Consider the following 13,188-nt stretch of genomic DNA (forward strand, 5'->3'; position numbering starts at 1 on the left):
ATGCAGGGGGGCGTCAGCGCCGGCCGGTGCGGGGGAGTTCACGGAGGTCCTTCAGCGCCGGGCCCTCGATGCGCGTGCCGTCGGCGGCGAAGCGCGAGGCGTGCAGCGGGCAGTCCCACGTGCACTCGGCGTCGTTCCAGGCGAGCACGCCGCCCAGGTGCGTGCAGACGGCGTCGACCGCGCGCGTGACGCCGTCGACGGTCGAGACGCCGACCGGGAGACCGGCGCGGTTCGCGATGACCCCCTCGCCCTCGGCGGGGCGCGGTACCGGCACGGGATGGGTCTCGGCATCCGTCCATCCCTTCACCGCCTCCTTGCCGACCTCGAGGCCCTCCTGCGCACCCTGGGCGAGATCGGCGGGAACCGTCATGCGCGTGGCGATCGTCGTCATCCAGTGCGGCCGCTCGCGCCACGGCGTGCCGAGGATCTCGGACGACAGGCGGATCGCCGCCGCCGGGCCGTTCGACAGACCCCACTTCGCGTAGCCGGTCGCGAAGCGGATGCGGCCGAGGCCGCGCGGCATCGCGCCGACGAAGGGGATCTGGTTGTGCGATTGGTAGTCCTGCGCCGACCAGCGGTGCGTCTCTTCGGCGCCGGGGAAGTGCTCCTGCGTCCACCGCACGAGGTCTTCGACCGCCGCCTCTTCGCTGTCGGATCGTCCGACCGGATGCCCGTTCCCGCCCACCACGAGCTGGGCGATCCCGCCCGGGCCGTCGGCATCCGCCACCGGACGGATCGATCGGCTGGGCGAGTCCACCGAGAGGAACGTCTCGGCGGGCACCTCGCCCGGCACGCGGAACGAGACGCAGTACGACCGCATGCCGCTCGTCTTCGTGAAATACAGCCCGCGGTCGAGGATCGCGCTGCCGGTCGCCAGCACGACGTCCTTGGCGAAGATGGGTCCGACGGCGGTCTTCACGTGCGTCTCGGGGATCACCCGCACCCCGGTGGCGCGGATGCCGGTGTGCAGCGTGCCGCCCGCGGCGAGGAAGACGCGGGCCAGAGCATCCGCGACCTCGACGGGATCGATCGTCACCTGATCGTCGAGGGCCACCGCCCCGGCGATGGCGAACGGAAGCGCGCCGAGGTCGCCGGCCGCGAGCATCCGCGTCGGCAGGCCGGCTTCCTGCGCGGCGGCGTGCTGCGCCTCGAGGGTCTCGAGTCCGCTGCGGCCCTGGGCGTACGAGTGGTCGGTGCGGCGGAGGTACGAGACGTCGGCGCCGTCGGCGAAGGCGGTGAGCCAGTCCATCCCCGCCCGGTTCGACGCGACGTACGCGCGCACGAGCGCGGCCGGATGGTGCTCCCGGATCTCGGCCAGGCGCTTCCCCTGCAGGAGGGAGAGCTTGCCGGTGTTGCCGCCGGTCGCGAGCTCGGCGACATCGCCCGATTCGATGACGGCGACGTCGAGGCCGGCGCGGCTGAGCATCACGGCGGTCGAGAGACCCGTGATCCCGGCGCCGACGATCACCACGTCGTGACGCGCGCCCGGCTCGAAGGGAGTGCCGAGGGGAGCGGGGGCGTCGGACTTCCACAGGGGCTTCATGCGGGCCAGTCAACGCGGCCCGCACCGCACCGCCCACGCCCTTGACAAGTGCTCGGCGCGCCCTCGCGAGGAGTAGCGTGATGCCGTGACCCTCCGCCGCCTGCTCCTCGTGCTGGCCGGCGGCACGATCGGTACGGCGGCACGGTTGGCCCTGATGCTGCTGATCCCCGATCACGGCGGATTCCCCTTCGCGATCCTCATCGCCAACATCGTCGGGGCGTTCCTCATCGGCGTCGTCGCGGCGCGGTTGCCCGCGTCGAGGGATCTGCGCGTGTTCCTCGCCACCGGCATCCTGGGCGGTTTCACGACGTACAGCACCTTCATGACGGGCGCGCTGGCGCTCTGGGCGGATGCTCCGCTCGTGGGTGCCGCGTACGCCGTGGGGTCGCTCGTGTTCGGCCTCGTCGCCGCGGCGGCCGGGCTGCGCATCGGCCGTCCCCGACGTGATGCGGGAGTGCGTGATGCGGGAGCCCCGTCATGAGCCCGCTGCTGTTCGTCGCGGCCGCGCTCGCGGGAGGTGCGGGCAGCGTGCTGCGATACGTCGTCGATCAGGGCGTCGCCCGCTTCGCGGGCCGTCGCTACCCGTGGGGCATCCTGCTCATCAACCTCACCGGCTCGTTCGCGCTCGGGCTCGTGACGACGGCGCTTCCGGAGCAGCTCTTCCTCATCGGGGCCGGGTTGATCGGCGGCTACACGACCTTCAGCACGGCGATGCTCGACACCGTCGCACTGCAGCGGGGCGGCGCACGTCGGGCGGCGGCCTTCAACGCCGTCGGGATGCTCGTCCTGGGGCTTCTCGCCGCCGGTGCGGGGCTCGCGCTCGGCGCGGCGCTGCGGTAGACGGCATCCGCTCCCAGCTTCCTCCCACCCCAAAAATGTACAAATGTACATGTACGGACGTACGGGAGGACTCCGATGGTGACGAAAGCGCGGCGCAGACGCGACCCTGAAGCGCGCCGCCGCGAGATCGTCGAAGCCGCCGCCGAGCTGATCGTCGAGATCGGCGTCGACGCCCTCACCCACCGCAAGGTCGCCGCCCGGGCGTGCGTTCCGCTCGGGGCGACCACCCAGTACTTCGATACTCTCGACGACCTGCGCGATGCCGCTCTCGGCTTCCTCGTGCGCGAGATCGAACTGCGCATCGAGGCCACCCGTCAGGCCGTCGAATCGGTCGGTGTGACGCCCGAGGCGCTGGCCCGACTCATCACCGAGAGCCTCGCCGACGCCCGCGCCCTCGAGACCGATCGGGCCGTCGTGACCGCCGCCGTGCACGATCCGCGCGTGCGCGAACTGGCTCGGCGCTGGTCCGACCAGGTCGTCGAGTTCATCGCCTCCGTTCACGGACTGGACAGGGCCAAGGCCGCAGCCGTCTTCATCGACGGCGTACTCTGGCACGCCCAGATCAGCGACGACCCCCTCGAGGAGCGCCTCATCCGAGACGGCCTCGCCGGGATACTCACCCCGGGCAGCACCGCACCCGCAGCATCCGCACCCGCAGCACCTTCCCTCGCACCCGCACAGACAGCACCCTGAGGAACAACCTTGTCGAAACTCGCCGTCCTGAGCCTCAAGAACCGCGCGCTCATCGCCCTGATCACGATCGTCGCCGCGGTCTTCGGTGGGCTCGCGCTCACGAACCTCAAGCAGGAACTCATCCCCTCGCTGGAGCTGCCCGCGCTCGTCGTGATGACCACCTACCCCGGCGCCTCGCCGGAGGTCGTCGAGAACGACGTCTCGACGCCGATCGAGGCGGCGATCCAGGGCGTGCCCGACCTCGAGTCGACCACCGCCACGAGCACCACCAACGCCTCGATCATCCAGGCGAGCTTCACGTACGGCACGAACCTCGCGACCGCCGAGCAGAAGATGCAGCAGGCGATCAACCGCATCTCGTCGACGCTGCCCGAAGACATCGACCCGCAGGTGCTCGCGATCTCGATCAACGACCTCCCGGTGATCCAGGTCGCCGTGTCGGGCTTCGACGACGCCGACAACGCGCAGGCCGAGCTCGAGACCGTCGCGATCCCCGAGCTCGAAGACGTCGATGGCGTGAACGCCGCCGAGATCGTCGGCGGGGTCGGCCAGCGCATCACCATCACCCCGGACGTCGCGGCGCTCGCCGCCGCAGGTCAGAGCACCCAGGCGATCAGCGACGCGCTCGAACAGAACGGCACGCTGTTCCCCGGCGGTGACATCACCGAGAACGGCGAGACGCTCACCGTGCAGACCGGCGCGAAGATCGCCTCGGTCGACGAGATCGCCGCCCTGCCGCTCGTCGGCACCGACCTCACCGTCGGCGACGTCGCGACCGTCGTCCAGGAGTCCGACCCGGTCAGCTCGATCTCGCGCGTCGACGGCCAGGATGCGCTGTCGATCTCGATCACGAAGCTCCCCGCCGCGAACACCGTCGAGGTGTCGGCCGGGGTCATCGCCGCGCTCGACGAGATCGGCGAGGCGTTCCCCGACGCCACGTTCACCGTGATCTTCGACCAGGCGCCGTTCATCGAGCAGTCCATCGAGACGCTCGCGGTCGAGGGCCTGCTCGGACTCGTGATGGCCGTGCTCGTCATCCTGCTGTTCCTGATGTCGGTGCGCTCGACGCTCGTCACCGCGATCTCGATCCCGACCTCGGTGCTCGTCACCTTCATCGGTCTGCAGGCCTTCGGGTACTCGCTGAACATCCTCACCCTGGGCGCGCTCACGATCGCGATCGGCCGCGTGGTCGACGACTCCATCGTGGTGATCGAGAACATCAAGAGGCACTACGTCGGCGACGCCGACAAGGGCGATGCGATCCGGCTCGCGGTGCGCGAGGTCGCTATGGCGATCACGGCATCCACCATCACCACGGTCGCCGTCTTCCTGCCGATCGTGTTCGTCGGCGACATGGTCGGCGAGCTCTTCCGGCCGTTCGCGATGACCGTGTCGATCGCGATGATCGCGTCGCTCCTCGTCTCGCTGACGATCGTGCCGGTGCTCGCGTACTGGTTCCTCAAGCCCGGCAAGCCGCTGCTCGACGAGAACGGCGCAGCCATCGACCCCGAGCACCAGGATGCTCCGCCCACCCGCCTGCAGAAGGCGTACCGCCCGATCCTCGGCTGGACGCTCAAGCACTCGGGCGTCACCGTCGTGCTGGCCGTCGTCGTGCTCGGTGCGACCCTCGCCGCGGCCCCCTTCATGAAGCAGAACTTCCTCGGCGACTCCGGTCAGAACACCATGACGATCACGCAGGACCTCGGCCCGACGGCCAGCCTCGAGACCAAGTCCGATGCCGCGATCAAGGTCGAGGACGCACTCAGCGGCATCGACGGGATCGAGCATGTGCAGGCCTCGATCGGGTCGAGCGGCTCCTCGGTGCGCGACGCGTTCTCGGGCGGATCCTCGGGCGTGACCTACTCGGTGCTCACCGATGAGAGCGCCGACCAGGAGAAGCTGCGCGCCGATGTGCAGGACGCGATCGACGGTCTCTCCGACGTGGGCGACGTGTCGGTGGCCTCGTCGGCCGGGTTCGGCTCGAGCGACATCGAGATCACGGTCTCGGCCTCGAACGGCGACGACCTCTCCACGGCGACCACCGCCGTGATGGACGAGCTCGACGGGCGCGACGGCATCGATCAGGTGAGCGACAACCTCGCCGCCGCCCTGCCCTACATCGCCGTGGTCGTCGACCGTGAGGCCGCCGCCCAGCGCGGGCTCTCGGAGGTCGCCGTCGGAGCGATCGTGTCGAACACGATGCGCCCGCAGCAGCTCGGCTCGGTCGAGATCGACGACACCGCACTCACCGTGTACCTCGTCACCTCCGAGCCGCCGGCCACGGTCGAGGCGCTGCGCGAACTGACGATCCCGACGCAGCTCGGCCCGGTCGCGCTCAGCGACATCGCCACGGTCGAGCAGCGCAACGGCCCCACCTCGATCACCACCGAGCAGGGGCAGCGCACCGCCACGATCACCGTGCCCCCGGCATCCGACGATCTCGCGGTGGCGACGGCATCCGTCTCCGCTGCGCTCGCCGCGGTCGACCTGCCCGCGGGCGCGTCCGCCGAGATCGGCGGCGTCGCCTCGCAGCAGGCCGACTCGTTCTCACAGCTGGGTCTGGCGATGCTCGCCGCGATCCTCATCGTCTACGTGGTGATGGTCGCGACCTTCAAGTCGCTGCGCCAGCCGCTGCTGCTGCTCGTGTCGGTGCCGTTCGCGGCCACCGGTGCGATCCTGCTGCAGATCATCACGGGCGTGCCGCTCGGTGTCGCCTCGCTGATCGGTGTGCTGATGCTCATCGGCATCGTGGTGACGAATGCGATCGTGCTCGTCGACCTCGTCAACCAGTATCGGGAGAAGGGTCTGTCGACGGTCGCCGCCGTGCAGGCCGGATCGGAGAAGCGTCTGCGGCCGATCCTCATGACGGCGCTCGCGACGATCCTCGCCCTCACCCCGATGGCGCTCGGCATCACCGGGCACGGAGGGTTCATCTCGCAGCCGCTCGCGATCGTCGTGATCGGTGGACTCATCTCGTCGACCGTGCTCACGCTGATCGTGCTGCCGACGCTCTACAACCTCGTCGAGGGTGCGAAGGAGCGGCGCCAGGCCCGCAAGGGCGGGGGAGCGGATGCCGCGCCGACGGACTCCGCCCCGGATGCGCCGGAGGGGCCCGATGCGGGTTCGGCGGGGTCCGCGGTGGCGGTGGACGAGCTGGAGCTCACCGAGGCCGAGGTGTCGGTCGTTGCGCACGGAGCGACGCTCAGCCGCCGGGAACTGCGCGAGCGCCCGTGGCTGTCGCAGTGATGCGCTGTCCCTAACTCAGGACGAAAGGCCCCGAATCCGCGTGAAAGCGTCGGATCCGGGGCCTTTCGGGTCGATCGTCCTGAGTTATTGCACGCGTCTGCCGGAGAGTCAGCCCAGCGAGATGCCCCAGCCGAGGGTCCAGGTCTCGCCCGGAGAGAGGCGACGGACGCCGATGCCGCTGTTGAACGCGTCGGCGGGTGCGGTCATCGGTTCGATCGCGACGGCCAGGTCGTGGCCGGGGTAGTTCGTCGCCGTGTAGACCTGCACGAAATCGAAGCCCTCACCCTGCCAGAGCGTGAGGCGGCGGCCATCGGGAGCGGTCAGCGAGTGCCGCACGCGTCCGTCGGGGTCGCGCGCGAGATCGGTGAAACCGGTGTCGAGCTTCGCATCGCCCAGGCGGATGCCGTCGCGCAGAGCTGCCTCGACCGCACGGGTGCCGGTGGGCAGCATCCGCTCGTCGGTCTCGAAAGCGGTCGACGCCGGCACGCGGAGCACGAGGTCGTGCGCGTAGACATCGCCGATGGTCACGTACGGGTGCGTTCCGAGGGCGACGGGGGCCGCGGTTTCCGATCGGTTCGTGAGCGTGTGCGTCACCGCGACGCCGTAGTCGGTGAGGGCGTAGGTGACCGAGGTCTCGATGAGGTACGGGTAGCCGGTCTGCGGCACGATCGTCGCGCGCAGGGTGGCCGAGGCATCCGTCTGCTCGATCTCGTAGGCGGCGAACCGCAGGAGTCCGTGGCTGGCGTTGCCGAACTTCGGCTCGGTGATCGCGAGCTGACGGTCGGTGCCCTCGTCGTTCCATCTCCCGTCGCGGATGCGGTTGGGCCAGGGTGCGAGGACGACGCCCGAGCACCCCGGAGTCGGCTGATCGAGCGGATACGGAGAGATCAGGTCGACGTCGCCGATGCGCAGCGCGCGCAGCGAGGCGCCGACCTGGGCGATCTGCGCGGTGACGTCGCCGCGACGGAGGGAGACCTGGATGCCGGTGGGATTCACCTCGCCATCGTATGGCCGCGGGGGAGTCTTTCAGGTGCGGCGGGTACACTGGGGAAGTCGGCTTCGGACACCCGCGCAGCGCGCGGACGTTTTACCTGTTTGAAGTGTGAGTCCAGGGGCCGATGGTGAGCGTCCATCGACGCGCATTCAACCATCACATGAATGGCCCCGGCCCTTGAGCGTCCGGCACCCCTGATCCACGGGTGCTTCTCCGCGTGCGCCGTGCTGTTCTCGTGCGAGAACGAAAGACACACATGCCGAAGAACAAGAAGCCCCAGGGCGGCCGCGCCGCTCGCAACTTCGAGCCGCGCTACGGCGCGAACAAGACCTCCTTCCACGACCGTCACCGCGGCGCATCGTCGCGTGACGGCGGCCGCGACGAGCGCGGCGCACGATCGGATGCCGGCGACCGCCGCTCCGCTCCCGCCGCAGGTGGGTACGACCGTCGTCCCGGAAGCCGTAGCGCCGGCCACCGCGGCTACCGTCCGGCCGAGGCCGAGTCGGGCGCTCCGAAGCAGCGCTGGGGTGCGCAGGAGCGCGCCGGTCGTGACGAGGCCCGCAGCATCCGCAACCGCGCCGAGTCGGGCCGCCGTGAGGCGCCGCACCGTCGCGACGAGCGTCCCCGTTTCGAGGGCGGCTCCGAGCGCCCCCGCTACAACGACCGCCCGTCGGCCGGCCGCCGCTTCGACGACCGCCCGCGTCGCGACGACCGTGGTGGCGCCGAGCGTCCGCGGTTCAACGATCGTGGTGCTGACCGTCCTCGTTTCGACCGTGACGAGCGTCCGCGTCGTGACGACCGTGGCGGCGCAGAGCGTCCCCGGTTCAACGACCGCGGTGCCGACCGCCCCCGGCTCGACCGTGACGAGCGTCCGCGTCGTGACGACCGTGGCGGCGCAGAGCGTCCCCGGTTCAACGACCGTGGTGCCGAGCGTCCTCGGTTCGACCGTGACGAGCGTCCGCGTCGTGACGACCGTGGGGGTGCCGAGCGCCCTCGGTACAACGACCGTGGCGCCGAGCGCCCTCGTTTCAACGACCGTGCGGCATCCGATCGCCCCGAGCGTTCGTACGATGCCGACCGCGCCCGCCGCGCCTTCGACCGCGACCGCACGCAGCGCTCCTACGACGCACCGGGCGAGCGCAGCCGTCCCTCGACCGGTGGCGCGTACCGCACCGACCGCCCGCGCCGCGACGAGCGTCCGAGCCGTGACGCGCGCCCCGGCCGCAACGACTGGAACGCCAAGCCGAAGGCGGCCTTCGAGCCGACCGACGACGTCGTGCACGAGCGCCTCGAGGCGAAGTCCGTCGCAGCCGTCGAGGTCGACGGGGTGAGCTTCGGCGACCTGGGCCTCGGCTCGAACATCGTCGAGACCCTCGCCGGCATGGGCGCGGCGACGCCGTTCCCGATCCAGGCGGCCAGCATCCCGGCCGTGCTCGGCGGGCGCGACGTGCTCGCCCGTGGACGCACCGGCTCCGGCAAGACCATCGCCTTCGGTGCCCCGCTCGTCGAGCGCGTGCTGCAGTCGCAGGCCGGCAAGCGTCGTGAGTTCGGTCGTTCGCCGCGCGCGATCATCCTCGCTCCGACTCGTGAGCTCGCCCTGCAGATCGACCGCACGATCCAGCCGATCGCCCGCAGCGTGGGTCTCTTCACCACCCAGATCTACGGCGGCGTGCCGCAGGGTCGCCAGGTGGGCGCGCTCAAGAAGGGCGTCGACATCGTGATCGGCACCCCCGGTCGCGTCGAGGACCTCATCAGCCAGGGCAAGCTCGACCTCTCGGACTGCCGCATCGCGGTGCTCGACGAGGCCGACCACATGTGCGAGCTCGGATTCGTCGAGCCCGTGCAGCGCATCCTGCGTCACACCGCCGACGGCAGCCAGAAGCTGCTGTTCTCGGCGACGCTCGACCGCGAGGTCGCGGCTCTCGTCGACGAGTTCCTCGTCGACCCGGCCGTCTACGAGGTCGCCGGTGAAGACCAGGAGTCCAGCACGATCGAGCACCGCGTGCTCGTGATCGAGCACCGCGACAAGGCCGAGATCCTCACCTCACTCGTCGACCGCGAGGGCAAGACGCTGGTCTTCGCCCGCACCCGCGCTTACGCCGACATGCTCGCCGAGCAGTTCGACGACGCCGGCATCCCCGCGGTCTCGCTGCACGGAGACCTGAACCAGGCCAAGCGCACGCGCAACCTCGAGCGTCTGACCTCGGGCCGTGTGAACGTGCTCGTCGCCACCGATGTCGCCGCCCGCGGCATCCACGTCGACGACATCGATCTCGTCGTGCAGGCCGACGCTCCCGACGAGTACAAGACGTACCTGCACCGTTCGGGCCGTACCGGCCGCGCCGGTCGCTCGGGCCGCGTCGTCACGCTCATCACGCGTCAGCGTCAGCGTCGTATGACCGAGCTGCTCGACCGGGCCGAGATCGACGCGCCGTTCGAGAACGCGCGCATCGACGACGACATCATCGACGAGATCACCGGTCGCACCCCCACCGCCGAGGCGCTCACCCGCTGAGCCGCGGGCGTGCGCCGCTGAGGGTCGCGTGACCTGAGGGGTCACGAAAGGCCGGGTCGGAAGCATCCGACCCGGCCTTTTTCGACCCCTCGCGCGTGAGCCGCGGCACAACTTCGGAGTTCTGAGGCGACACGCCGGACTGCAGGGCTGCCGGCGCGGGGTGTCTCGTCCGATCTCCGAAGTTGTGCGGGCCGGGCGGGCGGGTGCGCGTAACGGAGGAGAGCGCACGATGCGCAGGAGCGGATCCGCGAGAGGCTCCTGTGGAACGAGAGATCTCCTCCCCAGGGCGCGGACGGTGCGGCACCGCGAGGGGTCGAGGCACTCCGTATCGGATGCCGGGGCTGCGGCGTGTCTTGACCCCTCAGGGGGGGGCTACCCGAGCTCGTGCTCGTGGATCGCGGTGGTGAGGTTGGCGCCGTTGAGGTCGAGGTAGAGCACCTGTTCGGTGACCGTGAGGGTGAGCGTGTTGCGGCGCTCGATGTGCGGCGTGACCTGGTCGATGAACCCGGGGTCGAAGCTGAACACGCGCAGGTCCTCGGAGCGGTGGATGCGCTTGCCGGCCCAGGGGAGCATGACCTTCTCGGGGTCGCGGTGCGTGTAGACGACGGTGCGCTCGGCGAGGCGGCTGCCGTAGTGCAGGCGTTCGGCGTCGGGGGCGCCGACTTCGATCCAGGCGGTGATCGCGCCGGTGAGGTCGCGGACGAGAACGGCCGGCTCATCGGTCTTCGAGATGCCCTCGCTGAATCCGATGCCCTCGGCAAGCTCGAGGCCGTAGGCGAGGATGCGGGTGATCATGTAGGCGTCGGTCTCGGACGGATGCCTCGCCACGCGCAGCGAATAGTCCTCGTAGACCCCGCGGTCGGTGTCTGCGAGTTGCACGTCGAACGTGTGGATGGTGGAGCCGGTAGCCATAGTCACCGAGCCTACGGGCCTGCGGCGCTCCGCCCCGACCAGCGGATGCCGCAGCCCACCCTCAGAAGAGCATGGGCTGCGCGGCGGCCGAGGTCGCCGAACCGGTGGTCCGGAAGGTGACGGCCGGGCTCGGACTGCCCGGTGCCCGCCCCGTCGTCGGCGCTCCGTCCTGACGCCAGATCGACTCGACGTGGCCCTGTCCCGGACGGAATCCGCGCCGGGGGTAGTCGTCTTCGTGGCGCGCGTCGAGGCCGTGCAGCCGGATCAGCGGTTTGACCCGTTTCGCGAGCCACTGCCGATAGGGCTTCGGCGCCTCGGCGGACGCTCCCGGGTAGAGGCCGCGGTACGACGAGACGAGGTCGGGCCGGTGCTCTCCGAGCCACTGGAAGAACCACGGCTTCACACCCGGCCGCAGGTGCAACGCTCCGTAGATCACCGTGCGCGCGCCCGCCTTTTTGATGCGCTCGAGCGCATGCGCGATCGCGTCGACCGAGTCGGTCATGTGCGGCAGGATCGGCATCAGGAAGACGGTGACGGGGAAACCGGCATCCGACAGCGCCTTCACCGTGTCGAGCCTCGCCTGCGTGCTCGGGGTTCCCGGTTCGATCGCCTTCTGCAGCTCGTCGTCGTACATCGCGATCGACATCTGCACGTCGATCGGCACGCGCTGCGCAGCCTTCACGAGCAGAGGGATGTCGCGGCGGATCAGCGTGCCCTTCGTGAGGATCGAGATCGGGGTGCCGGATGCCGCGAGCGTCTCGATGATCCCGGGCATGAGCTTGTAGCGCCCCTCGGCCCGCTGGTAGGGATCGGTGTTCGTGCCGAGAGCCACGGTCTCGTGCTGCCAGCTGCCCTTGCGCAGTTCGCGCTCGAGCACCTCGACGACGTTCACCTTGACCACGATCTGAGAGTCGAAGTCCGACCCGCCGTCGAGGTCGAGGTACTCGTGCGTCCCGCGGGCGAAGCAATTGTGGCTGATGACTCCGTTGGCGACGAAATCGCCGGTCCCGGTCGTGATGTCGAGGAGGTCCTGCACTTCACCGAGGGGTTCGATCGACACGACCCGGAGATCGGATGCCGTTTTCACAGCGGTTCCGATGATGTCGAGTTTTCGCGTGATGGCAGGTGAGGCGATCGCGAAGAACCTCTGGCGGCTGGGTAGCCCGCCCGTCACGCGCACGTCGCGGACTCCGTTAGCGCGCGCGCCTTCGACGATGTGGGGAACGTCGAAGGCGCGCATGCCCTGCTCGATCAGGCGGATGAGTTCGGGATCCCCATTCGAGATGCGGAGCACTCCGCGCGAACAACTCCCTTCCGCATCAAAGATGCCGCCGAGGAATCCAGCGAACCAGCTCTCGTTCGGTTCCTCGGGCGAGAGGATGAGTTGCTCGATCCGCTCGACTCCCGCCCGAGCCGCCGTGTGAATCGCGTTCGCCGCGCTCCGAGTCTCGGTCTGAGCGGCGAATGGTCTGGTCCTCGTCGGCACATCCTCAGCTTCGAGGAACTCCCGAGTCCGGTCGAGAGCCTCCGGATCGACCAGCGCCAGGCGGAACATGTGTACCTTCCGCACCCGCTCCGGGCTGGGATAGGTGCCGTGGAAGATCATTCCGTCTCCACGAATCATCCCGGCCAGGTAACCGCGTCGATAATCGGTGCTCGTCTGATCGATGTCTGCCCCCGCCGGCCCGATGCCGAACCCCAACAACCGGTTGTTCGTGGTGAGGTGTGGTCTCTGCCCGGACTCTGCGTCGGTGACGTGCTTCCATCCGCGCTCGGTCAGGAATCGGTGATCCCCGCTCGCGATGATCTCGGTGCCGTCGGCCAGCGTCACCCGATACGCCGCCTTGCGGGTCGACCACTTGGCGCGGATTTCGGTAGGCACATAGCGGCGGTACGCGCCCTCGCGCTCGGTGCCGATGATCTGGTCACCGATCTCCAGGTCGCGTAGGGGGCGCTGGCGCCCGTCGGCGCAGAGGATCAACGTGTCCGGCGAGACGCAGTAGACGCACGCATGACTGCATCCCCGATAGGGGTTGATCGTCCAGGCGAACGGCATGCGCGATGCGCCGGGAACGTGGTTGAGCGCCGACTTCGAGAGCACCTCGTGGAAGGTCACCCCGGCGAACTCGGGGGTCGTCACCGACCGCAGCACGCTCGACCGGTCTTCGAGACCGGGGAGTGCCGCGGCATCCGTCTCTCCGAGCTTCTGTCCCTGCCAACGCATGCTTCATTCGAACATGCATCCGAAATTAATGCAAGCGAGGTTCGAAGAAAATGACGAAGAGGCTATCCCGTCGGTTCGGTCGCCCGGATCAACCCGCACTCCACGCACGACCACACGACGAGGAAGCGCTCGTCGTCGAGGATCTCGAACGTCAGTGCTCCACCGCAGGTCGGGCAGACCAGGGGGTTCGGCACGTGCGCGTCCATCTCCTCAGCCTACGG

The 13,188-nt window shown here is 69.5% G+C and carries 10 protein-coding genes; 5 read left to right on the forward strand and 5 right to left on the reverse strand.

The features are described 5' to 3' along the window. Positions 1–13: 13 nt before the first annotated feature. Positions 14–1,543, reverse strand: coding sequence for an FAD-dependent oxidoreductase (locus tag ACZ5Y9_RS03920; protein WP_464472346.1), 1,530 nt, complete (start codon positions 1,541–1,543; stop codon positions 14–16). An 85-nt stretch (positions 1,544–1,628) separates the two neighbouring features. Between ACZ5Y9_RS03920 and ACZ5Y9_RS03925 the strand changes: the two genes are divergently transcribed. The 4 genes from ACZ5Y9_RS03925 (at position 1,629) to ACZ5Y9_RS03940 (ending at position 6,322) form a co-directional block, all read left to right on the forward strand. Further along, positions 1,629–2,024 carry a fluoride efflux transporter FluC gene (locus ACZ5Y9_RS03925; protein ID WP_247623602.1) on the forward strand — a complete coding sequence of 132 codons (396 nt, stop codon included), beginning with the start codon at positions 1,629–1,631 and terminating at the stop codon, positions 2,022–2,024. After that, positions 2,021–2,383 carry a fluoride efflux transporter FluC gene (locus tag ACZ5Y9_RS03930; RefSeq protein ID WP_247623601.1) on the forward strand — a complete coding sequence of 121 codons (363 nt, stop codon included), beginning with the start codon at positions 2,021–2,023 and terminating at the stop codon, positions 2,381–2,383. The genes ACZ5Y9_RS03925 and ACZ5Y9_RS03930 overlap by 4 nt, the downstream gene beginning before the upstream one ends. A 75-nt stretch (positions 2,384–2,458) precedes the next feature. Further along, positions 2,459–3,076, forward strand: a complete 618-nt coding sequence (locus ACZ5Y9_RS03935; protein ID WP_247623600.1) for a TetR/AcrR family transcriptional regulator — start codon at positions 2,459–2,461, stop codon at positions 3,074–3,076. A gap of 9 nt (positions 3,077–3,085) precedes the next feature. Next, positions 3,086–6,322: an efflux RND transporter permease subunit gene (locus tag ACZ5Y9_RS03940; protein ID WP_464472347.1), complete on the forward strand. Its 3,237-nt coding sequence runs from the start codon at positions 3,086–3,088 to the stop codon at positions 6,320–6,322. 108 nt (positions 6,323–6,430) lie between these two features. Here ACZ5Y9_RS03940 and ACZ5Y9_RS03945 read toward each other — a convergent pair whose 3' ends face one another. Continuing rightward, positions 6,431–7,318 carry an aldose 1-epimerase family protein gene (locus tag ACZ5Y9_RS03945; RefSeq protein ID WP_464472348.1) on the reverse strand — a complete coding sequence of 296 codons (888 nt, stop codon included), beginning with the start codon at positions 7,316–7,318 and terminating at the stop codon, positions 6,431–6,433. A gap of 254 nt (positions 7,319–7,572) precedes the next feature. Here ACZ5Y9_RS03945 and ACZ5Y9_RS03950 point away from each other — a divergent pair, with 254 nt between their 5' ends. After that, complete coding sequence (locus ACZ5Y9_RS03950) at positions 7,573–9,831, forward strand: DEAD/DEAH box helicase (protein ID WP_464472349.1); 2,259 nt, start codon at positions 7,573–7,575, stop codon at positions 9,829–9,831. Positions 9,832–10,203: 372 nt separating this feature from the next. Here ACZ5Y9_RS03950 and ACZ5Y9_RS03955 read toward each other — a convergent pair whose 3' ends face one another. From ACZ5Y9_RS03955 to ACZ5Y9_RS03965, 3 genes are all read right to left on the reverse strand, one after another. Further along, positions 10,204–10,743, reverse strand: a complete 540-nt coding sequence (locus ACZ5Y9_RS03955) for a YaeQ family protein (RefSeq protein ID WP_464472350.1) — start codon at positions 10,741–10,743, stop codon at positions 10,204–10,206. Positions 10,744–10,804: 61 nt separating this feature from the next. Further along, the gene (locus ACZ5Y9_RS03960; protein WP_464472351.1) at positions 10,805–12,967 is read right to left on the reverse strand and encodes an intein-containing Rv2578c family radical SAM protein; all 2,163 of its coding nucleotides are present in this window, start codon (positions 12,965–12,967) and stop codon (positions 10,805–10,807) included. Between the two features lie 62 nt (positions 12,968–13,029). Beyond that, complete coding sequence (locus ACZ5Y9_RS03965; protein WP_247623594.1) at positions 13,030–13,173, reverse strand: hypothetical protein; 144 nt, start codon at positions 13,171–13,173, stop codon at positions 13,030–13,032. Positions 13,174–13,188: the final 15 nt, after the last annotated feature.

This window comes from Microbacterium sp. T3-8, assembly GCF_055398145.1.